Below are 23,311 nucleotides of genomic sequence, written 5' to 3'. Positions count from 1 at the left end.
AAAAAAACTTCGTTTCGACGGTTCAAATCCGTATTTTCCGCGTATCTATAAAGAGAAACACGAAAGGAGAACTGCTTGAAAACCCAGGACGTGATTCTGTTGACCATTACAGGCGAAGACAAACCGGGAGTGACATCCAGCATCACCCACATTTTAAGTCAGCATCATGTGACGATCCTGGATATCGGACAGGCTGTTATCCACAATCACCTTTCCCTGGGGATGCTCATCGCTCTACCGTCGGAAACAGAATCCTCCCCGGTTTTAAAAGAACTTTTGTTTAAAGCTTATGAACTGGGAATCGATATCCGTTTTGATCCCATCAATGCCGATGATTACAGTCACTGGGTCCGGTCCCAGGGGAAAGACCGGTTCATCATCTCATTACTTGCCCGGAAAATCACCGGTGAACACATATCAAGAGTCACAGAAATCATTTATGAGCAGGGATTGAATATTGATATCATCAATCGTCTGACCGGCCGCATTCCTCTTTCAGGAGATCAGCCTACCCGTGCTTGTGTGGAACTTTCTGTCCGGGGAACTCCCCGGGATACAGAAGCCATGAAAACTGCTTTCTACAATATCTCCCGGAAAATAGAAGCAGATATTTCCTTTCAGAAAGATGACATCTATCGCCGGAGCCGGCGACTGGTTTGTTTTGATATGGATTCCACGCTGATCCAGGCGGAAGTTATCGTAGAACTGGCAAAAGCCCATGGTGTAGGCGAAGAGGTTCACAAGATTACCGAAGCTGCCATGCAGGGTGAACTGGATTTCAACGAGAGTTTCAAGGGTCGGATTGCTCTCCTCAAGGGTCTGGATGTTTCAGTCATGAAAAAGATTGCCGAAAACCTGCCCATCACAGAAGGGGCCGAACGACTTTTGGGCACACTGAACCGCTGCGGATATAAAACTGCCATCCTATCCGGCGGATTTACCTTTTTCGGAGAATACCTTCAAAAAAAATTCGATATCGATTATGTTTTTGCCAATGAACTGGAAATCCGTGACGGCAAGCTGACAGGCAGACATCTCGGGGATATTATCAACGGATCCCGGAAAGCGGAATTGCTCAAGTTGATTGCCCAGATGGAAGGCATACACCGGGAACAGGTGATCGCCGTGGGAGACGGAGCCAATGATCTTCCCATGATCAATGCAGCAGGATTGGGCATCGCATTTCATGCCAAACCGGTCGTTCGGGAAAATGCGGGTCACGCCATTTCCACCATCGGATTGGACGGCATTCTCTATCTCCTGGGTTTCCGGGACCGGATACTAAAGGATTAAATTAAAATTCCGAGGTAAAGTGAAATTTTATGTCTGGAAATTCTTCCATGGCCCGGTTTAGAGCCCAGGGACTTTCAGCCATGAAAACGTCCCGCTTATATTTATCCAGAGCCATATAGCGGGCTTTGCGTAAGCGAAACTCTTTGAGAATTTTTTCATCAGGACAGGTCATCCAACAGGCTTTGTACAGGTTCAAGGGTTCATAACGGCAGGATGCACCATATTCGTGTTCCAGACGGTATTGAATGACATCAAACTGAAGAGCTCCCACGGTTCCGATAATCCGCCGGTTGCTCTGTTGACTCACAAAAAGTTGGGCAACTCCCTCATCCATCAGCTGTTCAAGTCCTTTCGCCAGCTGCTTATGTTTCATGGAATCCGTGTTTTCCAGGTAACGAAACTGTTCCGGTGAGAAATTGGGGATTCCTTTAAATCGCATGGATTCACCTTCCGTCAGGGTATCCCCGATTTTAAAATTTCCATTATCATTTACGCCTACCACATCGCCGGGAAAAGCCTCGTCAATGACTTCCTTTTTATTAGCCATGAAGGATGTGGGACCGGAAAAGCGGAATTCACGATCCAGACGCGTGTGATAATAGGGTTTTCCTCGTTCAAATTTACCCGAACAGATCCGGATAAAAGCTATACGGGTACGGTGATTGGGATCAATATTGGCGTGTATTTTAAAAATAAAACCGGTGAAAGCCTCTTCTCCTGGTTCCACAACCCGAATATCAGTCTCCCGGGCTATGGGTGAAGGAGCTATTTGGATAAAACAATCCAGGAGCTCTTTGACTCCAAAATTATTGATGGCCGAACCGTAGAAGACCGGAGAGAGTTCTCCTTTGCGATAATCCTCCACATTAAAATCCGGATAAACTCCTCTGACAAGTGCCAGTTCCTCCCGGAGTGTCTCTGCAGAGGAATCCAGGAGCCGGTTAAGTTGGGGATCATCCAAATCCCGGATAACCACCGTATCATCTTCCGATTGTTGACCATGGGGGTTGAATAGAGCCAGTTTCTGCTCAAAAATATTGAATACGCCTTTAAAAGAAGGACCCATACCCACCGGCCAGCTCAGGGGTGTGACCTTAAGATCCAGTTTCGCCTCTATCTCATCCAGCAATTCAACAGCATCAAGTCCCATGCGATCCAATTTATTAATAAAGACAATTACGGGGATATTCCGCATACGACACACCCCCACCAGTTTTTCCGTCTGCTCTTCCACCCCTTTGGCCACATCTATCACAATAATGGCACTATCCACGGCAGAGAGAGTCCGGTAGGTATCTTCGGCAAAATCTTTGTGTCCGGGCGTATCCAGAATATTGATTTTAATCCCGTTATATTCAAATCCCATCACCGATGTAGCCACAGAAATCCCGCGCTGTCGTTCAATTTCCATAAAATCAGACATAGTATTGCGGTTGATTTTATTGGATTTTACAGCACCTGCTTCCCGGATAGCCCCGCCGAAAAGGAGGAGTTTTTCCGTGAGGGTTGTTTTACCTGCATCCGGATGGGAGATAATTGCGAAGGTTCGCCGCCGTCTGATTTCTTTCAGTCTCTGCTTCTCTGTCATACCGGGCGGAATTTAGTCAGAGGATGATGGATAAACAATGGGAGAGTTGTAGGGGCTGAGCGTGTTCTGCCCCTGAGTGAGGGTGGAAAGTTAAGAGTTGTAGGGGCTGAGCGTGCTCTGCCCCTGAGTGAGGGTGGAAAGTTAAAAGTCGAAGGGGTGGCTGAGCGGACTCTGCCCCTGAATGGGAATGGAGCGTTTTGAGATATTTCTCCCGCAGAGCGCGCAGAGAACGCAGAGGAATTGATAGTTTGGATGATTGATTTGATTGAATGATTGGGAGTTTGATTAGATGATAAAATTTTGCTGATCTGATCGTGAGATAATAAGAGAGATGGAATATATGATTATGGTTAGATGACGCCCCCCACCCCGAGGGTAAAATACAGCAAAATCCTGCACGAAGCAAGATAATATTATTATTCATATAATTGGATAATTATGAATAATGAATGATGATCCCGTAAAATAGGGCTCCCAATCAAGACAGGGAATTTCACAGGATGAATTGGGTAACATGGATCAATGAACGTTCCTGACCCTTGCGACCCAAAGTTTATTTCTTGCTATTCAATCAAATGAATCATGTATAAGAAGTCAGAAGCTGGAAGTTCTTTGATTCACTCCTGATGTACCTGTCAACTCAATCATTCAATCGAACCAATCACCCAATTCGTGATTACCCCTCGTACCCTGGTCACGCGTCACTTTTAATCCAGCTCAATTCTTATAATTTTTGCACCATCGCATTCATCTCTTTCCGCTGCTTCGGTTTTGGTGAATCTGCAGGATATCCCACAGTGATGAGAAGGGCGATTTTTTTGGATTTGGGAATTTCCAAAAGCTTCCGGACTTTTTTTTCATTGAACCAGCCCAGCATGCAGGTTCCTAGTCCCCGTTCAGCTGCCTGAAGACAAAAATGTTCTGCCGCTATACCGATATCAATCAGCTGGTAGGGCGTTCCCTGAAGGGAAGCGCCAATCTGTGACAGGATATGTCCTTTTTTCATGATAACCGCCACGATGAGTGGTGCCTGAAGGGCAAATTTATTAAAAGAGATAAGCCTGGAATAGGTGCTTTCGGCAATGTGTTTCCGAAGTTCGGGAGTTTTGATCACTATAAATTCCCAGGGTTGGGAGTTGGATGCAGACGGAGCCAGCCTGGCAGCTTCCAAACAGCTCATTACATCTTCTTCCGGGACGGGATCAGGTTTATAGCGCCGTACACTGTAACGTGTTTTGACCAGTTCTAAAAATTCCATACCATCTCCCATCTTAAGCGAATATTCTAACGACCTGTGCTGCCGAAACCTCCGAGTCCACGGTCCGAATCACTCAAATCATCCACTTCCACCAGTTCAGGATGTTTCGGTGTTTGAAAAATCAACTGGGCGATACGGTCTCCCCGGTGAATCAGGAAATCCTCCTGAGAAAAATTGGCCAGGATCACACCAATTTCATTCCGGTATCCGGCATCCACTGTTCCAGGGGCATTCAGGCAAAAAATTCCATGTTTTAAAGCGAGTCCGCTCCGGGAACGAACCTGTAGCTCCATCTCGCCGGGCAGTTCCACGGCAATACCTGTTTTGACAAGTGTCCATTTTCCTGCAGGAATTACCGTTTCCTCAACGGCAGTCACATCGTATCCTGCATCATAACTGTGCTGACGTGAAGGAAGGCTTGCGTGGGGAGAAAGTCTTTTAATCTTAACTGTCATCACTTATCACACTTTGTATATCCACACTGAACGCAAAATTCACACCCATTTTCAAATTTCAGGGCCTTGGCATTACATTCCGGACAGATTTTAAAGCTGGCATCGGAAATCATGGTCTCGCGAGAGGATGTCTCTTCTTTTTGCATCTGTGTTTCAATGGGAATGCTGATCTGGGTATCTTCAACGTTTTTATCCGACTTGATCATTCCTTCATCCTTGAAAAAGCGTTCAATCACATCTGCGACTTCCGAGTAAAAGGAATGGATATATTTCCCATTCTTAAAATATCCTCCATTCGGGTCATAAATGCTGCGCAGCTCCTCCAGGATGAAATAGGGGTCACTGGCTCGGCGGAAGATGGCAGAAATCAAACGGGTGAGCACTGCATACTCAGCGGAATGGGTAAGATCCTTGGAATTGATAAAAATTTCCATCGGTCGTTTTTTTCCATTTTCCCATACATAACTCAGGGTAATGTAGACGCTGAATTTTACGAAAGGGCTTTTCACCTTATAGACTTTAGCATCCACTACATCGGGGCGCATCAGGTTATTGGAGGGTTGTGGTTTTGGGGGTTGGACTGCCGGTTTGTCTCCTGCTGGTTTTTCCTTCGGTTTGACTTCCCGGATTTTAAATTCACTGTTTAACGTGAGCATTACACAACCTCAATATCTTGATTGTTTTTGATTCCAAGGGTTCTGAAATAGTGGAACGGTGTTGTCAGTGTGCCATCCGGCATTCTCATCACCTCATCGCCAAAAAAGACCCGTTTTTCCCGTCCGGCTTCCACTTCAAACTTTTTATCCTTAAAAGCCTGAAACTCAGACGGCTTGCTATCTGCTGTGAGGATGGGAAAGCGGCTTCCGTCCCGGTAAACCGTCACACCTTTCAGTCCTTTCTCCCATGCTTTCAGATATATATTTGAAATCACCTCCGGCTCAATATCTTCCGACAGGTTGATCGTGGAAGAAATAGAGTGATCCACATATTTCTGGCAAACACTCTGAATTTCAATCCGCCGTTCGGGAGAAATATGATGAGCCGTGCGGAAAAATGCTTCCGGCAGATATTTTCTTAATTCTTCTTCTGTTTCAATTTTTGCCACTTTGTCCGTGAGTTCAAACATATCGATATAGGCCTGGACCGAGGCGTGAAAGACTTTAAAGAACTGGTTGTCAAAGGATTCAGCCCGGCGGGTATAAAAAAGGGCAAAAACCGGTTCTACACCACCGCTGACCCCGATGTAATTTTTCCGTCCTACAGACACACCCCGGATGATATTGCTGATGGTGCCGGTTGGAGCAATAGAGGTGATGGCAATGTTCCGGAGGCCATGATGAAGAATATGATCTTTGACCTCATCTGACAGGGCTTCCTGGAAAAAGGGGCCATTTGCATAATCTTCATATTCAAAAATATCGGAGGGGGCTTTTTCCTTGGCCAGTCTGGAGGATGCCAGATAAGCCTGGTTGTTGATGAACTGCATCACTTTGTCCATCAAAGCCACTCCTTCCGGACTGTCGTAAGGAATTTTCAGCTGATAGAGCATATCCGCGATTCCCATAATACCCACTCCGAGCCGACGGGTTTCGCCGGCAGCATCCCGCTGTTTTTCCAGGGGATTCAAAACCTGATTCCAACTGACCACATTGTCCAGAAAGCGAACCAGATTATATACCGCTTTCTCCAGATTTTCCCAATCTACCGACGCTGAATCCATGAATCCATTTTTTACAAAACGGGCCAGGTTTACAGAACCCAGATTACAGGCACCACCGTCTTCCAGGGGAACCTCAGCGCAAGGGTTAGTGCAAATGATGGGGCGTCCTACATAGTTGGACGGTGAATACCGGCTCATTTTCGTCCAGAACATGAGTCCCGGCTCGGCGGTCCGGTAGTTGGATTCAATAAACGTGTCCCACACATCCCTGGCCTTGACCAGTTCACGGACTTCATTGGTCTCATCGGAACCAAAATAGAGTAGAAAATCACCGGTGAAATGAATGGCTAGTTCTTCGTTATCATCCCCTGTATCCACCAGATAATCTCCATAGACATCCCGTTTCATGGCATCCTTCAGATCCACCTGGGAAATGGCTTTGCCAAACTGATCCTCCATCCACTGGCTGAACAGGGCATAGGAATCAAAGACTTTCAATTCTTCATAGTCCCGGATATCTTTGTTGGGGATGCCCAGAGAATAAAAATATCCATCTTTCTGATAAGCCCTCATCAGGCGTTGCTTATTTTTTTTCCGGTAAATGATGATCCGGTCCCGGCCATACAGCTTCTCTTCCTTGACAGCCTTCATGAATTCATCGGTCACCTTTACCGAGATATTTGCAAAACGTATCTGCGTATTTTCCACCACCTGTTTTTTGATGAGATCCAATTGGGATTCATCAAATTTCCCGGACCAGCGGCATTGCTCAACAATTTGTTGCGAGACCCAGTTGGGCGATTTTTTGACACTGAGAAAGTGGAAAATATCAGGGTGTTTAATATCGATAGTCAGCATGAGGGCTCCACGGCGGCCCGATTGACCGATGAGTCCTGTCGTCATGGAATAGAGTTCCATAAAAGATACGGCTCCGGTGGATGTATCGGCAGCATTGTGTACAACAGATCCCCGTGGACGCAGAGGCGTAATATCCACACCAATCCCGCCCCCATAGGAATAGGTCCGGGCACACTCAGCCGCTGCCTTGTAAATGGCTTCAATATCGTCATCCTCAATCTGGGTAACAAAACAGTTTGCCAGCGTCTTCAAGCGGTACAGATCACCGGCACCTGCCAAAACCCGCCCTCCCGGCATCCAGTATCCCTCATATAAATCTTTGTAAAAAGCCTCAGCCCATTTTTTCTGCTTAATCTTTGTAGTTTCCTGGGACGCGACAAATGAGGCAATTCGGCAAAAGACATCCTCAGGACGCTTTTCAATGATTTCACCATTAATATCTTTTAAAAAATATTTCTTTTTATAAATACTATTTGCCAGATCATTCCCGCACAGGTAATCGGGGTGCAAAGGTAGTTCCTGATTTTCAATGGCCGTTTTCAGATGTTCATAAATAGTTCGGTAGGTTTCAATCTTCTTTTCTCCTACCATCCGAGACAGCTTACCCTGGTGCAAAAACATTTTTTCAAACATGAGAAGACTCCGGACCCTGGTTGCGTTGACTTGTTATTTTTAACTTTCTAACACAAGATATTGTGTTTGATCTTAGGTATGATACAATATAGGGAAATTAAAGTCAAAGTGAATTTTTGATTTTTCCTTCAGTTTTTTCTTGTCTCTTTCTAAGTGACTGATATGTGCGGATCTATAGAGAAAAAATTTTTTTGACTGAAACGGGACTTGTTAAATCACATGGACGCGTGTAATTTTTGCGGTTACGGAGAAAGCATGTTTAAACACTTTCGTTACACAAATTGGGTCCGCCTGTTAAGAGGAAAAAACATCCTGCCTGAACCTACAGCACCTTTAAACTGGAACACACTCAAGGCGGATGTGAACAAATTTTATATTTCTCTTCCTGATGATACCCGGCATATTCATGTGGTCAACCACATGCTGAGTCGGATTTTATCAGAAAATCCTTCCCTGCATATTTCCGTCCTGGTCCCTCCCGCTTTTGAAGATTTTATCCGGGGAATGCGGTGTTACACAAGTATTCAGATTCTCCCGGCAGTCAAACCGACAACCTTTCCTATTACGGAAGAGATGGTGGCAGGAACAGTGGTAGAGACATGTGATATCGGCATTGATCTGAACATCTCCCCGTATATCCTGTCTCATTACCTGATTGCCACCCGGTCAGAAAAAGCGTCCCTGGGTTTTTACAATCCTTTCAGCGCTCCCCTGTTGAGCATGACCTTGAAACTGGGAGAAACCAGTTCATACGACAATGGATTTGAATCTCTGTTTATGATGGCCGGGCTGCCTGTTCCGGAACAAAAAGCGCTGTAACCTTTTATTATTTAGAGCACATTGTTAATAAAGAGAAGAAGGAAAGACATTTTCATTGCAATAGAGCATTTGGAAATGTAGATTATCGCCCAAATTAGGAGAGGCTTGTATGACCAAATACTTTAATGAACTCATTTGTCCCGAATGCGAAGAACCCCTCACGGCCGAAGACCTCCAGAAAAATCTGGTGTGTCCCCATTGCAAAACAAAACTGAGGGATCCCAAGTATATTGAATTCCTTGAATACCTGGTGGCCCAGGGGATTGTTGAGGACATTGATTTTTTCGATACGGATTTGTATGGCAGTGATTTTATGAAATATGAAACCAACGAACTGGACGAAGAAGACATTGCAGATGTGGAAGCACCTCAGAAACCGGGTGGCTTTTTATCCAACAATATGATGAGTGTTGAGGAAGAGTACATCAAGGACATTGATGAAGATCAGGATGCTCCGGAAGACTATACGATTTTTGATCCTTCTGAAATTGACGATATGTCCGAAGATGATGCCGGTTCAGAAGACGATGATGATTAAGGGGGATTTATGAACGACGAAAAGAATCAAAAATCGAAGAAGATGGAGATCAACCTGAGTGAACAAAAAGCTTCAGGTGATTACTCAAACCTGGCCATTGTTACCCATTCCGCGTCGGAGTTTATTCTGGACTTCTGCCAGGTCCTTCCCGGTATGCCTAAAGCAAACGTGGCATCCAGGATCATTTTGAATCCGCAACATGCCAAAGCCCTTTTAAAGACTCTTGAAGTCAACATTCACCGGTATGAACAATCTTTTGGGGAAATCAAAGAAATCCGTCATCCCCAGAATCAGACCATCAATCTGAAGCCTAAAAAAGATATCATCAACTAAGACTTAACATCCAATGATTCATCAGAAAGCGCCGTTTCGGCGCTTTTTTGTTTTCCCAGAATTTTACGATACAACCAGGCCTGCCAAAGGGTACACAACGCCCGGCCGATGATAAATCCAAGGACAGCACCGGCCAAAACATCCAGGGGATAGTGGCGGCCTACATAAACCCGGGAATAAGCAACCAAAACAGCTATGAACAAAGGGATCCAGCGCCGTTTGCGGTAAAAAAAGGTCAAAACAGCTGCCAGGGCAAAAAAATTGGCAGCATGATTTGAGGGAAAGGTCCACCGTCCGCCATAACCATCCAGACGGCGAATGTGTTCCAGAGCGCGTATTTTTTCAGGTGTAAGGGAAAGGGAATCCTCAAAATGGCGGACTTGTGCCGTCAACACGGCTAAAGAATCTTCCAGGGATGGCGGAACCCTCTCCATGGAGAGGATTTTAGTACGGAGCATTTCCTGTTTCTCTTTTATCGGTTCGTATTCCCTTAGAAGCCGGCTGGGACGGATACGACCGGCATGGGGTTTGATCAGCCGGGCTGCCGTAAAATCAGTGATTCCAAAGGCAAGTACCATCATCAAAAAAGTTACCCGGCCTTTTCGTTTACCCCAGACCAGAAAATACACAGACATGCCAAGCCATACAGGGATCCAGGTTTCCGCCTGGGTGATAAACGTAAACAAAACATCCAGCCAGGGATGCACCCATACCTGATTGATGAGACGAAAAAAGATCAGATCCAATGACAACAGCATTTATTTACTCTTCAAAAGTAAAATCATCATCGTTGGGGACAGCCGGTTCAGGCATACCGTTGTATATCAACTTATCCTGCCCGTTATCCTCCTCTTCTTCCAATTCCTCCAGCTCTTCTTCCTCTTCCAACGGTTCCGGAATGTTCAGGGATTCCTCGAGCTCTTTTTTCAAGGCCTGATACTCTTCATCTTTATCAATAATCCGGAAAGAGTCTGTGAGCTTAGATTGTTTCAGCTGATTCATGACCTTGGGGGCCGGAAATACAAGCACACACTCTCCGCCTTTTCCGATCGCATATCGCCGGGCAAACAACAAAGCTCCCAATCCCGTACTGTCCTGCATCTTTACCGTGGATAAATTGATAATGATGGTTTTAATCTCCCCTTTTCCGAGAGCCATCATCAATTCCCTTTTAAACCTCAGGGTTCCCAAATCATCGAGAAGGACATTCTTCGGTTTAAAAATCAGGGTGTCACCATAAAATCTGCTGAAAAAATCCATAGAATCACCTGTCCTTGTTTTATCACAGGGAATTTATGACTAATTCCGGGATGAATTCAAGGAATTGGTATGCATTCACCGATGATATCTTTCATGAATTTGGTTAACTTCTTGTGTTAACCATAAACCGGAGTCATTCTATGACAGATATTCTGGTCATCGGAAGTACAGTTCTTATTCTTGTTTTCCTCATCATTCTCCTCATCCGCCTAAGGCCAAAACGGTTTGAATCGGTCATCCGGGAGGAATTCACACCTCTTCGGGATTCCCTCATCATCCAGCAGGGGAAAATCGAAGACCTGCCGGAAAAAACCGAATCCCGCCTGAAAGAGCACCAATCCCGCCTTTTTACGGAACTGAAAGATATTCTCCACCATGCCCAGCTTGAATCCACCCGTCAAATCAGCAACTTCCAGGAACATTTGTCCACCGTCCTGGGAAAAAACAGCAAACAGCTGACAGAAGAATTCGGCCTGTTTAAAGATAACCTGAACCAGATTTTAACCCGAAATTTTGAAAAACTGACGGAGACAACAGAAAGCAAGCTGACCCAGATAGACCAAAAAGTACTGGAAAACCTGAATGAGGGTTTTAAAAAGACCAACGAAACCTTTAACAACGTGATTGAGCGGTTGGCAAAGATCGATGAGGCCCAACGAAAAATCGACAGCCTTTCCACCAACGTCATTTCCCTTCAGGATATCCTCACAGATAAAAAAAGCCGGGGGATTTTCGGAGAGGTCCAGCTTCACCAGATTTTAAGTGCCGTCTTCGGGGACCGGAACGAGCAGATTTACCGTCTGCAGTATACCTTATCCAATGGAATGGTGGCGGATGCCGTTCTCTTTATTCCCGAACCTACCGGGATGATTTGCATTGATTCCAAATTTCCCCTGGAAAATTTCAAACGCATGACGGACCGGTCTTTGGATGAATTGCAGCGTAAGCGGAGTGCTGACCTGTTTAAGAAAGACATCCGAAAACACATCGATGATATCGCCTCCAAATATATTATACCCGGCGAAACATCCTCGCAGGCTATCATGTTTTTACCTGCAGAAGCAATTTTTGCCGAACTTCACGCCTATCATTATGATCTGGTGGATTACTCCTGGAAACACAGAGTCAGTATGGTCTCTCCTTCTACCTTTCTGGCCCTTTTAAACACCACCCAGACCATCCTCAATGATATGAAACGAAAAGAATACGCGGATATCATCCAGAAAGAGATCATGAAACTGGCCGAGGATTTTAAGCGGTACCGATTACGATGGGATAACCTGACAAAACATATCGATACCGTTCAAAAAGATGTGAAAGAGATACATACATCCACAGAAAAAATCACCAAATCTTTTGACCGAATTTCTAATGTGGAAATTGAACGGGAAGATGAAGCGGTAAGTCAACTTAAACCGGGAACAGATGATTTGTCTGAAAACGACTGAATCCGGTGAAATCCATACACTTCTTTAAAAGTGGTCGTGAGTTCTGAAATAACGGTTTTTTGATCCGGCATAGGATTTCCTTGCTTTTTCATTTCCATTTCAAGGGATGTTACCCCCCGGTCCTGAATACCACAGGCAATAATTCCCCCGAAATAGGCCGGATCGGTTCGAAGATTCAGGGCAAATCCGTGCATGGACACGCCGTCAATCACCCGGAGACCAATGGCACAGATTTTATTGGAACCGATCCACACACCGGGATATAGGGGATCCCGTTTTGCTGTCAGTCCGAAACGGGCAAGAGTTATGATCATTACCTCTTCAATGGAATGAACAAAGCGACGGGTTGAAAAGCCTAAATTTTTATAGTGAAAAATGGGATATCCCACCAACTGACCTGGCCCGTGATAGGTCACATCGCCTCCCCGGTCAATGTGATATACAGAAATCCCCTTTTCCCGAAGCGTTTCATCATCAAACAGGATATTGCTCCGGTCCCCATGACGACCGATGGTATATACATGGGGATGTTCCAAAAGAATTAAAGTATCACCGATTTTGTCTTCACGGCGAAGGGCATGGATTCGTTTTTGTGCGTCCCAGGCTTTTCCGTATTCTACAAGGCCCGGAGTCCAAAGGGTAAGCGTTTTCATATCAAATCAGAAAAAGAACCGTAATCCGGATCGAAAAGTCGTTTATACAGTCGCGGCAAAGACTGGTCCGTTTGTTCTGCCAGGTAATCACAGATGATCCGGGCGGATTGGGTATAATCATTTTCGGGGATTTTATTGAGCCGGCTTCGGACCTCTTCGGGGAGTATGCGGCGGTTCAGATGAAATGATTCAGGATTCCCCTGGAGAAAAGTAGAAAAAATCCGTTTCAGAATATACTGTCCCTTAAATTCAATTTGCTCCAGCTGTGGGGACTTAAACATCAGATCCACGGCAACCTGCTTGTATACCTCAATTTCCCGGATAATTTCTTCGGGGATTTTAAGAGTGTATTTATATCGGTTACTGATATCTTTCATGGGATGATCCGAAGGGGTCAGGGTCACATTTTCAATATAATCACCCGTTCGGGCAGCTATGTATTTTTCAAAGCGCACTTTGTATTCCAGTGGATCCAACAGGCGCTGTATCACCTGCTCTTCTTGCCCCTGAATATGGTGATTTACGGCCCATTCGTAGACATTTTTCCGGGAAATAAAGCCTGCCTGATAACCGTCCAGCAGATCATGGAGAGCATAGGCCACATCATCGGCCCAGTTCATAATACTGCATTCCAGGCTCCGCTCACGATACAAGGTTCCGTCAGGACTGAGGAATTCCACATAAGACTTCTGGTCATCGTAGAGAAATTTGCCCTTTTGGTCACTTTCAGACCACAGAATCTTATATTTCATAATCCCGTCGATAAAAGCCCGGGAGGGTTTCATCCCTTCGTCCCCTTCATCACTGTCATGAATTTTTTCCGTGACAATTTTTAATGTCTGGGCATTCCCCTCGAAACCGCCGGCATGACGCATGAGTTCGTTCAAGGCCGCTTCACCGGCATGACCAAAGGGGGGATTACCAATATCATGAGTCAGGCAGATTCCCTCGATCAGATCCGAATCAATAGCATTTTCTCTGAGGACATTGCGATTCAGGACATTTGCTATGGAGCGGCCGATCTGGGCGACTTCCAGGCTGTGGGTCAGGCGGGTGCGGTAGAAATCATAGGTTCCGCTAAGAAAAACCTGGGTTTTACTCTGGAGTTTCCGGAAGGCCGGGCTGTATAAAATCCGGTCACGATCCACCTGGAATACCGACCGGTAATCTTTTTTGCCCCGCGGCTCCAGGGTTTCACGGTCAAAATCATTATAAAAATCAGTTTGCATCACATCTGACATATTCAGGTTTCCTGTTGATTGGGGTGAACCATCGTCCGTATGGAATGCCCCATTCTCAGGGTGTTGAAGGCTTCGTTGATCTGTGACAAGGGATAATGGCCGGATACCATTTCCTGCCAGCGGATCTTACGGTCTTTTAAAAGTTTAATCACATCGGGGATTTCCCGCATAGGTGCCCCAACTGAACCGATGAGGGACATCTCATCCATGATAATCCGTCCCGCCAGAAAGGGAATGGTGTTGTCTGAATAGCCGCTCAGCACCAGCCGTCCGCCCTTATGCAGGACATTCATAGCCTGAACCATGGTCCTGGGGGTTCCGATGGTTTCAATCACTACGTCGGCTTTCCCCCGAATCATGTCGCATACCCCTTCTTCACACACTTTACACTTGTTGGAATTCAGCACCCCATCCGCACCATAATCCCGGGCAATATTCAGCTTCCAATCAAAAATATCCACCATGAACACCTGGGCCTGTTTCAGCTTTGCCATCTGAAGCAGGGAAAGACCAAAACCACCACATCCGAAAATAACCACCGTTTCACCCTGCCGGATATTCACACGGTCATACACTAAATGAAAGGCACCGACAAAAACATTGCTGATAAGACTTCCCAATTCGAAGGGAAATTCATCCGGCAGGTGAATCAGCTGATTCTGGTCCACAGCAATGTATTCGGCATATCCTCCATCGATATGATTTCCCAAGATTTTCAGGTTGTCACACTGGGTTTCATTCCAGGATTTGCAGGCCAGACATTTACCACAACTGATAGTCGCCGGAACAATCACGCGGTCCCCAACACCGAAACTGGTCACATTTTTTCCCGTTTCCTCAACTACACCGGCAATTTCATGTCCCAAAATCAGGGGCGGGGTCTTGGATGTGGCCAAACCCCTGTCAATAAACTGCAGATCCGTATGACATACCGAACAGGTTTCAATGCGGATACGGGCATCGGTGCTTTTGAGGGGCTTAAGGGGGATATCTTCTATGGTAAGGGGTTCATACGCATGACGAAAGACAGCCGCTTTCATGCTGGCTTTTGATTCTGTTTTCTTTTCTGTCATAGCCTGAATGTATAATTTTTATTTGTCATAAGAGAAGAATTTTTCTCAATCGGAATTACCAGCGGGGATTCCATAGACTTTCCCGGTTAAAAATTCTAATTTGCATTTTAAAACCGGAGGAAACCATGCTACATAAAAAAAAGATCCTGACCCTGTTAATCCTGCTGGCCCTTCCCCTTATATCGGTTCAGGGCGGAAAAATCCCGGAAAATACGGCAATCATATCCACCTTTTCCCATGCCCGGATCGATTCCATGCTTCGGGAGAATGCTTCAGGCGACGCCACGATAACAGACCGAATCGCCTATTATTCCCGTCTTTTTCTGGGAATGCCTTACAGCTGGACCGCGACAGGAGATGGTGAATGGGCGTTGCTGGAAAACCAGCCTTTGTATAACCTGGATTCCACCAACTGCATGGTGTATTGCGAACATGTGCTGGCGTTATCCATCTCTGACAGTTGGGACAATTTTTTCAACAATCTTCAACAAATCCGTTATCAAAACGGCATCATGGGTATGCGGACACGAAATCATTACACCATGGCAGACTGGTTGCCGGAAAACCGCTGGCTTTTAAGCAATGTAAGTAAAAAAGTCGGGGGACAATACACCCGAACTCTGACCCGAACCATTTCGCACAGAGCCTTTTTCCGGGATAAGGGCATTCGTGACCTGCGCTATATTAAACCGGACAGGACCCTCAAGGTGGATTATATCCCCCTGAAGGATCTGGAGGCCGTGGAAAACCGTTTTCAAAACGGGGATATCCTGGCGCTGCTGTTTGCCAATAAAGAGGATATCTTTTCGGCCCACATGCTGATCATGATAAAAAATGAGAGTGGAATGTTCATCCGCGAAGCCTCCAACAGCCGGTGGACTACCTTTGAAACCCCCTGGGAAACATGGCTGAAAAAAACTGCAGGAAGTTCCCGCTATGCCGGACTGGCAGTGATGCGGATTCATCCGGAACTGAATACACCCGGCCGGATTATCCTTCCCTGGGATATCCAATCCATGAAATAAAATGAGGAGGTAACTGTGAAAGGCCCCATCTTTATATTGATCTGTATGCTTTGTCTGGCAGGATGTGCGTCTATCCGGCCGCCGGAGCCAGGCATTCCCGAATATACACCTCATGTATATACCACTGGAACCGATACACTGCCGTACTGCTTACTGGAACCGGTTAAAATCCGGCGGGGTGAGTTGTATCCTCTGGTTGTTTTTCTCCACGGCTCCGGAGAAAGGGGAAATGACAATCTTCGGCAGTTGACTCACGGAACCTACCTGTTTCAAAAACCCGAAAATGTCAAAAATTACCCCTGTTTTGTCCTGGCTCCCCAGTGTCCTGAAGGCAACCGCTGGGTCGAAGCAGCCTGGGATTCTTCCACCCACCACATGCCGGATAATCCTTCAAAACCCTTAAGCATGGTCCACGATCTGGTTGTGAAACTAACAGAAAGCCTTCCTGTTGATCCGGACCGGATATATGTGACCGGTCTGTCCATGGGGGGTTACGGCACCTGGGATATGCTGGCACGCTGGCCGGATCTGTTTGCTGCCGGAGTCCCCATTTGCGGAGGTGGTGACACATCCAAAGCACCCCGGATTGCCCATATCCCGGTATGGATTTTCCACAGTTCGGATGATGGGGTAGTCCCGGTGGAATTATCCCGCTCGATGGCCCTGGCTCTTGAAAAAGCCGGTGCAACATTCAGGTATACGGAATACAACGATGCGGGACATGGTTCCTGGAAACCGGCGTATGAAGAACCGGAGCTGCTCCCCTGGTTGTTTTCACATAAAAAATCCCAAAGTAAATAAGGTTTACATACCGAAATAGATCATCATCTGTAAAACCGGGGCCATAACCTTTAGTAATTCCCCATCAAACCCGTTGGAAACGGTAACCCTGTCGTTGACTTTCCATTGATCTGTACTGACGGCCATAAAAAGAAGTCCTCCGTTGATTCTCACACCGGATCTCCTGGAAAACTGGTACAGGAAAGAGAGTTGAGGCATGAGGGTAGGAATTTTCCGGGCAGTAAGTTTAGTGGAGGTGAGGGGGCCCACAAAGAGTGTGGTCCAGTCCCGGGTGGGGCTTGATTCGAAATACTCGGCAGAAAGAGCCGATACACCTGCAGACAGGTTCAGGGCAAGCTGGGCATGATAGGAGAAGGGGATAATTCCTTCAAGAAAGAGAAAACCACTGACCTGTGAAAACACGGCATAGCAGACCATCCCTCCTGATGCTTCTGAATTTTCCGCTGTTCCTGCCAAAAGGGATGCACCAATCCGCCACCGGTCATTGATATCTCCCCATCCCTGAAGGCCATGAAAATAACGGTTTCCGGAGAAATCGTAGCTCATATTCATGCCCGGAAGGCCAAACTCTTTTGCATCATAAATGATAAGTGTAGGGGCATAACCAATACCACCTCCCCTGAATTCTTCATAAAACTCGGCAGACCCGGAAAGGGGCAGAAACATGGAAAAAATAAGCACCGAAAATAAAAGTATTTTTTTCATCATTACAATCCTAACATAAGTCCCAGATGAATACCCGGTGAATAGACAGACATTTCCACACCGTCACCCAGGGGGATGTGTCCGTTGATGGTCCATCCGGACTGGGGATAGCGGCTGACCAGCAGGGATGTGGACATTTCAAAACCCAGACGATCCATGATACGGTATTTCAAAGAGATATACGGTTTAAGGCAGGCCCGGAACCCTGAATCCATCGTGGTACACGTCAGGGGGCTGATGCGGGCATTTGTCAGTTCATTCCAGGCGGGAACCTGTTTCACAGCGGAGTAATGAATCCGGAAACGATTCAGTCCGAGGCTTCCCCCCACCAACACTTCAAAACGCCGCCCTGCAGGTACACCCCATTCTATAAATGCGGCCACACCGGCCAGATCGGCACCGGCAAAAAGTGAGGTATCCTGTGCCGTACCCGAAAAATTTTTTTCACCGGCAAATACTTCCACACCCAGGAGGGTATTTCCCACAAAGCGCAGATACCCTTCCACCCCATGAAGAAACCAGATACCTGTCAAATCCTCACCAGACCAGCTTGAGTTTCCGCCGCGATACATATCCGGCAAATTCTGAAAACCATCTCCACGGAGATTTAAAACAGAAGGGATATAGGAAATACCTCCTTCAAAAACATTCTCCTCCCCGGCAGGCAGAAACCGGAAAAAGACAAGCACAATGATTAGGATTCGCAGGAAATCACGGAAAGTTTTCACGGATCATTCCAATCAAATATTCATGGACGTATCAAATTTAGCGGGTTAGGTGGCCATATATCAATATAAATTGTTGTGACAGCCTGCGATTTCCCTTGATTTTCAAGGGGTGTGAACCTATATTGATAAGGTTGAATATATTTCGGTTAAACATCAATCTTCATTAAGCTATACCTGAGTGGAAGCCTATGAAACAAACCCTGATGGTTCTTTTGCTAACACTTGCTCTTGTGAGCGGTGTTGTTGCTTCTCCGGTATGGGAAATCCCCATCCACGGTAGTCAGGTGGACAAATGGGAAATCATCGAAAGCCTGAGTGATGACCATTCACTTGTCACCGCCGTATTACTCTCTCCGGCTTCCCGGTTCAGGGGAAAATCTACCCTGATAGTCTATCGTCTGGACGAGCAAACCGGGGTAACAGAAATCTGGCGTACGGCATATCCCGATGACCGGCAGGGAATGTTCAGTGATTTTGCCGTGACCGATTTGAACGAAAATGGTCGTCCTGAAATATGTCTTCTGCTGAATAACGATGTGGTTCCCCGTGGAATGGATGAGGCAGATTGGCTTCGGGTGTTTGAATGGACGGGGAATGCTTTCCCCAACACACCCACAAGCCGTGTATCCCTCAGGGTGGATCGGTTTACACGGGCCCAACCGGTAAAAATCGCACCTGGTTATTACACAACGGCCGATGAGACCGAACTGGCCATTTTATTTCGTGGATCACTCCGTAAGATTTTTATTTTAAGAGGAAACGGAGGTATAGAAAATAAGGACTGGTCCCTGGGTTCTGAAATCAGCTCGGGTACTTTCCTGTCTGAAGCCGGAAAACTCAATTTTTCTGTGGTTTACTGGGATAGGGAACCTCTGGCGGATATCATATTCACCATGCAAAATATTTCTGATAAGTCCTGTGATTTCACCCTGGTGACCCTTCAGGATGGAAAAAGCATTGAAAAGGCCCGTTTAAGTACGGCAGGCAAATCTTTTCCCACCCAATCTCTTCGGTTTGAAACACTGAAACCTTTTCCGGGCAGCCGTGAAGATGTGTTACTTATCAACGAACAGAACCGGGGAGCCCTGATTAGAAACGATACAGAAAAAGGGCTTGTCTTTTTACCTTTGGAAATGAAGGGACCCCTGACCCGGGTGGATACAGATGGCCGCTCCCTTCTTACCTTTTATCGCGATTCGGTCCATGTGTTTAAAAAAGATCGTGAATCAGGGCAATATACATTCCGGAGATCGCAACATATCCCCTTTGAACCGACAGAGGGCTATGCATATGCTCCTGCTCAGAACCGGATTTTGGCCGCCGGGACAGATGCTGGGAATCGTGTGTTGACATTGAGTCCCCTGGGTACCGCATCACCCGATGAAGAAATTTTTGTGGCAACGGACAGGGAAAACATGCTGGAAGAGCTGAAATCCCTTTTGGATACAAGCAAAACCACAACACAGGATATGGGACTTCAGAAAACAGAACAGGGGGATTCCCTGGTAATCATTCCCTCTGAAACAGAGGATACAGATATCATGACCCGGGTCCGAAATCGTCGTATGGCTTTTGATGCCGTCCTGGAACCCGGTGAGATCTTTTCAAGAACCGTCGCGCTGGATCAACTGGATCCCGGCTCTTTGAATCTGGAATGGATTGCTCCTGAAGGGGCTGTATACAACCTCAGAACCGGTCTCATCACCTGGAAAATCATGCCGGAACAACTGGATTCCCATGCCATCTATCTGTCCATCAGTGATAAAAAAGATACCAGCCGCACCATCTGGTCCGTCTATGTGAACGATCCGGTAAAAATTGTAAACAAGGAACGGCTTTTAACAACCCCGGTGAACAAAACCTTTTCTTTTCAGGTGGAACTCCGCGACAATAATTCAAATTCTGAATTTCAATTTGAATTGGAAGGTCTTGAAAAGGGATTTATCACAGAAGAGGGCAAGGTACACTGGACTCCCGGGATGGATAACCTGGATGAAAACATCGCAACTGTCCGCGTAACAGATGGTTTTTCCATTGATTCGGCACGTTTTATGATTTATGTCAATGATCCGGTAGAAATTGTTTCATCCCCCACCTCTGTGGTGTTACCGGTTCAGAAACCCTGGGTTTACCCGGTAGCCGTTCAGGATCGCAATCAAGCCAACCTGTATGAATTTACTTTTGATAGACCTGTCACCATAAAACCGGAGCAAATTTTATCCGGAGACGCACTTTCAGTGGCACGTGAGGGGGAACCGGATCGTTATGTGAATGTCCGCCCGGTGATTGAAAACATCACTTACTATGGAAAAAACCTGCTGGTAACCCTGACAGGAAATGAGGAAAAGGAAAAGATTACCCTGGGAGAGATTCTGGCAGGATGCCTGGAGCGTCCGGTACAAAATCTGCCCCGCTACACTGTCCGTCAGGTGAAAAGTGTCCGGTTTGCCCTGGATAGCAACACTCCGGAGGGAATGGAAATATCCCCGGAAGGGCTTATCAAATGGGTACCGGATATAAGCCAGCTGGACAGTCATCAGGTTGTTGTGACTGCCAGTGATGATTTGTCATCGGATGTGCAGCAATTAAAACTGTATGTCAACAGTCCGCCGAAGATTGTATCCGGGCCTGTTGATAAAATTCTCATGCCCGGGGATATGTTTGGATACACATGCAAGGTGGAAGATCAAAATTCCGATGCCCGCATCCGATTTTCCATCGGCAGGCAATCGCCCCCGGCACATGTAGACAGCCTGGGACGTGTTGTGTGGAGTGTAGGTGAAGACGATTACGATTACCACCAGTTAACTGTCATCGCCCATGACGGATTCGCCGCTGATTCTATCCGGATGATGTTGTACGTAAATGACCCGGTCCGGATTATCCCTCCTCCGTCACCCATCGCTTTTACGGACAGCCTTTGGACATATCCTTTGCAATACGAAGACAAAAATGCCACTCATTTGTATCGCATCCAGGTAGAACATGAAGATGAATTTTCCCAGATAGATCGTCAGATAAAAACCTTTCTCCGCAGACAATCGGTACCAGTGATGCTGTCGAGTCAGAAAGACTCAGAAACAGTGGACGTCCGTCCGGCTGTCCGGCACTTATACCATGGAGGACCTGATCTTTTTGTGGAAGTGAATCCCGAATATGCGGGAAAAATATCCCTTCGGGAAATTTTTGCAGGTATTTTGGGTAAACCCGTGGAATATCTGCCCCTTCACAAAATCTGGCGGGATAAAACGGTGGAATTTGCCCTGATTGAGGGACCGGAAGGACTCAGTGTCAGTGCTGGAGGAGAAATCCGGTGGACACCAAAATCTTTTCAATTCGGAACCTATCCCGTGACAGTCCGCGCGACCGATGCCATTGTTTCAGATACCCTTACGTTTCAGGTCTACGTGAACAGCCCGCCACACATCGTATCCGTTCCTGAAAACATTGTCCATCATGGAGATGTATGGCAGTATCCCGTGGAAATTGAGGATTTAAATGCCGAACAGGAGATGGAACTCCGCCTGGTTTCCGCGCCCAAAGGGGTAAAGCTTTATCCTTCCACCAAAACCATTATGTGGTCACCCGATATCAGCCAAAAAGGGTTCTGGCCCGTTGAGATCGAAGTCAGTGACGGGTATCAGACAGATCGTCAATCCTTTAAGGTGTTTGTCAACATTCCACCTGAAATTACATCCAAACCCATCCTGGTGGCTTTGACAGGTTATGATTATTCCTATCAAATCACTGCTGAGGATCTGAACGGAGACAAGGTCCGTTATAAAGCCGTCAAGATGCCCCGGTGGGCTGAATTGAACGAACAAACAGGACTGATCACCTGGAAGCCCCGTAACAGCGAGCGGGGTATGAATACATTCCGGATTGAATGTATCGATGCCCATCAAAAAGTCACTATCCATGAATTTGATGTACAGGTTTTTGAGGATCCATCCTCCAAAAAATTCAGTATTGCCATCTTTCCCCTGATGATCACCTTTGCAGGAATCATTGTTGTGGCGGTACTCTTATAATCCATAAAACCATCCTCCTTTTATCCCTCAGCTCATGAAAAGCCATGAAGCTGAGGGTTTGTTTTATTAAATTTTAAGGTTTTAAACATGACTGGAATGCATGAAAGGAGAGACCTTTGAATATTCTTGTGTGCATCAAGCAGGTTCCCGGAACATCAGAGGTGGAGGTTGATGAAAAGACCGGTGTTTTAAAGCGGGACGGCATTGATTCCAAAATGAATCCATACGATTTATATGCTATTGAAACAGCCCTGAAAATCCGGGAAACACAGGGAGGGAAAATAAAAGTTTTAAGTATGGGTCCACCTCAGGCAGCCCAGGTCATTCGGGAAGCCTATATGATGGGAGTGGACGAAGGGGCTTTATTGACAGACCGGAAATTTGCCGGAGCGGATGTGCTTGCTACGGCCTATACCCTTTCCCAGGGAATCCGGAAAATGGGGGATTTCGATTTGCTTCTCTGTGGTAAAATGACAACGGACGGCGATACGGCCCAGGTCGGTCCGGAAATTGCCGAATTCTTACAAATCCCCCATGTATCCAATGTCCGGAAAATTCTTTCCATGGATGAAAAGGCGATTACTGTTGAAATGGACATGCCCGAAACGGTTGAAATCCAGGAAGTTTTGTTCCCGTGTCTCATCACGGTGGAAAAAGACATTTATACACCCAGGCTCCCATCCTTTAAGCTGAAATTGAAAACATACAACCAGGAAATCCCCCACATCACCTTCAAGGATCTGGAAGATCAGGATATCTATCATTACGGACTCAATGGATCTCCCACACAGGTCCTGAAAGTCTTTCCTCCACCTAAAAAAGACGTGAGTGAAGTTTGGACCGGAAACGGTGATGAATTGGGAAAAAGGTTGGCGGAAAAACTCAAAGAACTGAAATTTGTCCGGGAGTAA

The 23,311-nt window shown here is 46.3% G+C and carries 21 protein-coding genes; 9 read left to right on the top strand and 12 right to left on the bottom strand.

Annotation, left to right across the window (positions count from 1 at the left end):
- The first annotated feature begins 75 nt into the window (after nucleotides 1-75).
- Nucleotides 76-1,293 (top strand): phosphoserine phosphatase SerB, encoded by a 1,218-nt coding sequence (serB, locus tag strainIA91_RS01315; protein WP_400167293.1) that lies wholly within the window; start codon nucleotides 76-78, stop codon nucleotides 1,291-1,293.
- 1 nt (nucleotide 1,294) lies between these two features.
- Here the strand turns inward: serB and strainIA91_RS01310 are convergent, their stop codons facing one another.
- The 5 genes from strainIA91_RS01310 to strainIA91_RS01290 form a co-directional block, all read right to left on the bottom strand.
- Nucleotides 1,295-2,881 carry a peptide chain release factor 3 gene (locus strainIA91_RS01310; protein ID WP_400167292.1) on the bottom strand — a complete coding sequence of 529 codons (1,587 nt, stop codon included), beginning with the start codon at nucleotides 2,879-2,881 and terminating at the stop codon, nucleotides 1,295-1,297.
- Nucleotides 2,882-3,605: 724 nt separating this feature from the next.
- Nucleotides 3,606-4,139 (bottom strand): nitroreductase family protein, encoded by a 534-nt coding sequence (locus tag strainIA91_RS01305; protein WP_400167291.1) that lies wholly within the window; start codon nucleotides 4,137-4,139, stop codon nucleotides 3,606-3,608.
- A gap of 26 nt (nucleotides 4,140-4,165) precedes the next feature.
- Entirely contained in the window at nucleotides 4,166-4,597 is a 432-nt protein-coding gene (gene dut, locus strainIA91_RS01300) for a dUTP diphosphatase (RefSeq protein ID WP_400167290.1), read from the bottom strand.
- Complete coding sequence (locus strainIA91_RS01295) at nucleotides 4,594-5,250, bottom strand: hypothetical protein (protein ID WP_400167289.1); 657 nt, start codon at nucleotides 5,248-5,250, stop codon at nucleotides 4,594-4,596. The genes dut and strainIA91_RS01295 overlap by 4 nt, the downstream gene beginning before the upstream one ends.
- Nucleotides 5,250-7,745 (bottom strand): adenosylcobalamin-dependent ribonucleoside-diphosphate reductase, encoded by a 2,496-nt coding sequence (locus strainIA91_RS01290; protein ID WP_400167288.1) that lies wholly within the window; start codon nucleotides 7,743-7,745, stop codon nucleotides 5,250-5,252. The genes strainIA91_RS01295 and strainIA91_RS01290 overlap by 1 nt, the downstream gene beginning before the upstream one ends.
- Before the next feature lie 255 nt (nucleotides 7,746-8,000).
- Between strainIA91_RS01290 and strainIA91_RS01285 the strand changes: the two genes are divergently transcribed.
- From strainIA91_RS01285 to strainIA91_RS01275, 3 genes are all read left to right on the top strand, one after another.
- Nucleotides 8,001-8,564 (top strand): hypothetical protein, encoded by a 564-nt coding sequence (locus tag strainIA91_RS01285; protein WP_400167287.1) that lies wholly within the window; start codon nucleotides 8,001-8,003, stop codon nucleotides 8,562-8,564.
- A 109-nt stretch (nucleotides 8,565-8,673) separates the two neighbouring features.
- On the top strand, nucleotides 8,674-9,102 hold the full coding sequence (locus strainIA91_RS01280; protein WP_400167286.1) for a hypothetical protein: 429 nt from the start codon (nucleotides 8,674-8,676) through the stop codon (nucleotides 9,100-9,102).
- A 9-nt stretch (nucleotides 9,103-9,111) separates the two neighbouring features.
- Entirely contained in the window at nucleotides 9,112-9,435 is a 324-nt protein-coding gene (locus strainIA91_RS01275; RefSeq protein ID WP_400167285.1) for a DUF3467 domain-containing protein, read from the top strand.
- On the opposite strand, the gene strainIA91_RS01270 is transcribed toward strainIA91_RS01275, so the two are convergent.
- Nucleotides 9,432-10,193, bottom strand: a complete 762-nt coding sequence (locus tag strainIA91_RS01270) for a phosphatase PAP2 family protein (RefSeq protein ID WP_400167284.1) — start codon at nucleotides 10,191-10,193, stop codon at nucleotides 9,432-9,434. The genes strainIA91_RS01275 and strainIA91_RS01270 overlap by 4 nt on opposite strands.
- Before the next feature lie 4 nt (nucleotides 10,194-10,197).
- Complete coding sequence (locus tag strainIA91_RS01265) at nucleotides 10,198-10,695, bottom strand: STAS domain-containing protein (RefSeq protein WP_400167283.1); 498 nt, start codon at nucleotides 10,693-10,695, stop codon at nucleotides 10,198-10,200.
- Nucleotides 10,696-10,835: 140 nt separating this feature from the next.
- On the opposite strand from strainIA91_RS01265, the gene strainIA91_RS01260 reads away from it, so the two are divergent.
- Entirely contained in the window at nucleotides 10,836-12,143 is a 1,308-nt protein-coding gene (locus strainIA91_RS01260) for a DNA recombination protein RmuC (RefSeq protein ID WP_400167282.1), read from the top strand.
- On the opposite strand, the gene lipB is transcribed toward strainIA91_RS01260, so the two are convergent.
- From lipB to strainIA91_RS01245, 3 genes are read right to left on the bottom strand one after another with little or no spacing between them, the layout of a single operon-like run.
- The gene (gene lipB / locus strainIA91_RS01255; protein ID WP_400167281.1) at nucleotides 12,101-12,796 is read right to left on the bottom strand and encodes a lipoyl(octanoyl) transferase LipB; all 696 of its coding nucleotides are present in this window, start codon (nucleotides 12,794-12,796) and stop codon (nucleotides 12,101-12,103) included. The two genes, strainIA91_RS01260 and lipB, sit on opposite strands and share 43 nt — an antisense overlap.
- Nucleotides 12,793-14,037 (bottom strand): dGTP triphosphohydrolase, encoded by a 1,245-nt coding sequence (gene dgt, locus strainIA91_RS01250; RefSeq protein WP_400167280.1) that lies wholly within the window; start codon nucleotides 14,035-14,037, stop codon nucleotides 12,793-12,795. Before dgt ends, lipB begins: the two co-directional genes overlap by 4 nt.
- A gap of 2 nt (nucleotides 14,038-14,039) precedes the next feature.
- Entirely contained in the window at nucleotides 14,040-15,110 is a 1,071-nt protein-coding gene (locus strainIA91_RS01245; protein WP_400167279.1) for an alcohol dehydrogenase catalytic domain-containing protein, read from the bottom strand.
- 125 nt (nucleotides 15,111-15,235) lie between these two features.
- On the opposite strand from strainIA91_RS01245, the gene strainIA91_RS01240 reads away from it, so the two are divergent.
- A complete protein-coding gene (locus strainIA91_RS01240; protein ID WP_400167278.1) occupies nucleotides 15,236-16,135 on the top strand; it encodes an N-acetylmuramoyl-L-alanine amidase-like domain-containing protein in 900 nt (299 codons plus the stop codon).
- A 15-nt stretch (nucleotides 16,136-16,150) separates the two neighbouring features.
- Nucleotides 16,151-16,936 carry a prolyl oligopeptidase family serine peptidase gene (locus strainIA91_RS01235; protein ID WP_400167277.1) on the top strand — a complete coding sequence of 262 codons (786 nt, stop codon included), beginning with the start codon at nucleotides 16,151-16,153 and terminating at the stop codon, nucleotides 16,934-16,936.
- Between the two features lie 3 nt (nucleotides 16,937-16,939).
- On the opposite strand, the gene strainIA91_RS01230 is transcribed toward strainIA91_RS01235, so the two are convergent.
- On the bottom strand, nucleotides 16,940-17,644 hold the full coding sequence (locus strainIA91_RS01230) for a hypothetical protein (RefSeq protein WP_400167276.1): 705 nt from the start codon (nucleotides 17,642-17,644) through the stop codon (nucleotides 16,940-16,942).
- A complete protein-coding gene (locus strainIA91_RS01225; protein WP_400167275.1) occupies nucleotides 17,644-18,369 on the bottom strand; it encodes a hypothetical protein in 726 nt (241 codons plus the stop codon). Before strainIA91_RS01225 ends, strainIA91_RS01230 begins: the two co-directional genes overlap by 1 nt.
- A 188-nt stretch (nucleotides 18,370-18,557) precedes the next feature.
- Between strainIA91_RS01225 and strainIA91_RS01220 the strand changes: the two genes are divergently transcribed.
- A complete protein-coding gene (locus tag strainIA91_RS01220; protein ID WP_400167274.1) occupies nucleotides 18,558-22,400 on the top strand; it encodes an Ig domain-containing protein in 3,843 nt (1,280 codons plus the stop codon).
- 116 nt (nucleotides 22,401-22,516) lie between these two features.
- Nucleotides 22,517-23,311: an electron transfer flavoprotein subunit beta/FixA family protein gene (locus strainIA91_RS01215; RefSeq protein WP_400167273.1), complete on the top strand. Its 795-nt coding sequence runs from the start codon at nucleotides 22,517-22,519 to the stop codon at nucleotides 23,309-23,311.

Source organism: Candidatus Neomarinimicrobiota bacterium, assembly GCA_041154365.1.
GTDB lineage: Bacteria > Fidelibacterota > Fidelibacteria > Fidelibacterales > Fidelibacteraceae > Fidelibacter > Fidelibacter multiformis.
Note: the sequence above shows the minus strand (reverse complement) of the source record. Positions and strands in the feature narration are given on the sequence as shown.

What these genes read in the sequence shown, in the direction of transcription:
- strainIA91_RS01275 (WP_400167285.1), top strand. Translation starts at nt 9,112, where the DNA reads ATGAACGACGAAAAGAATCAAAAATCGAAGAAGATGGAGATCAACCTG.
- strainIA91_RS01220 (WP_400167274.1), top strand. Translation starts at nt 18,558, where the DNA reads ATGAAACAAACCCTGATGGTTCTTTTGCTAACACTTGCTCTTGTGAGC.
- strainIA91_RS01280 (WP_400167286.1), top strand. Translation starts at nt 8,674, where the DNA reads ATGACCAAATACTTTAATGAACTCATTTGTCCCGAATGCGAAGAACCC.
- lipB (WP_400167281.1), bottom strand. Translation starts at nt 12,796, where the DNA reads ATGAAAACGCTTACCCTTTGGACTCCGGGCCTTGTAGAATACGGAAAA.
- strainIA91_RS01310 (WP_400167292.1), bottom strand. Translation starts at nt 2,881, where the DNA reads ATGACAGAGAAGCAGAGACTGAAAGAAATCAGACGGCGGCGAACCTTC.
- strainIA91_RS01240 (WP_400167278.1), top strand. Translation starts at nt 15,236, where the DNA reads ATGCTACATAAAAAAAAGATCCTGACCCTGTTAATCCTGCTGGCCCTT.
- strainIA91_RS01245 (WP_400167279.1), bottom strand. Translation starts at nt 15,110, where the DNA reads ATGACAGAAAAGAAAACAGAATCAAAAGCCAGCATGAAAGCGGCTGTC.
- strainIA91_RS01290 (WP_400167288.1), bottom strand. Translation starts at nt 7,745, where the DNA reads ATGTTTGAAAAAATGTTTTTGCACCAGGGTAAGCTGTCTCGGATGGTA.
- strainIA91_RS01285 (WP_400167287.1), top strand. Translation starts at nt 8,001, where the DNA reads ATGTTTAAACACTTTCGTTACACAAATTGGGTCCGCCTGTTAAGAGGA.
- strainIA91_RS01260 (WP_400167282.1), top strand. Translation starts at nt 10,836, where the DNA reads ATGACAGATATTCTGGTCATCGGAAGTACAGTTCTTATTCTTGTTTTC.
- strainIA91_RS01305 (WP_400167291.1), bottom strand. Translation starts at nt 4,139, where the DNA reads ATGGAATTTTTAGAACTGGTCAAAACACGTTACAGTGTACGGCGCTAT.
- dgt (WP_400167280.1), bottom strand. Translation starts at nt 14,037, where the DNA reads ATGTCAGATGTGATGCAAACTGATTTTTATAATGATTTTGACCGTGAA.
- strainIA91_RS01295 (WP_400167289.1), bottom strand. Translation starts at nt 5,250, where the DNA reads ATGCTCACGTTAAACAGTGAATTTAAAATCCGGGAAGTCAAACCGAAG.
- strainIA91_RS01230 (WP_400167276.1), bottom strand. Translation starts at nt 17,644, where the DNA reads ATGATGAAAAAAATACTTTTATTTTCGGTGCTTATTTTTTCCATGTTT.
- strainIA91_RS01265 (WP_400167283.1), bottom strand. Translation starts at nt 10,695, where the DNA reads ATGGATTTTTTCAGCAGATTTTATGGTGACACCCTGATTTTTAAACCG.
- strainIA91_RS01270 (WP_400167284.1), bottom strand. Translation starts at nt 10,193, where the DNA reads ATGCTGTTGTCATTGGATCTGATCTTTTTTCGTCTCATCAATCAGGTA.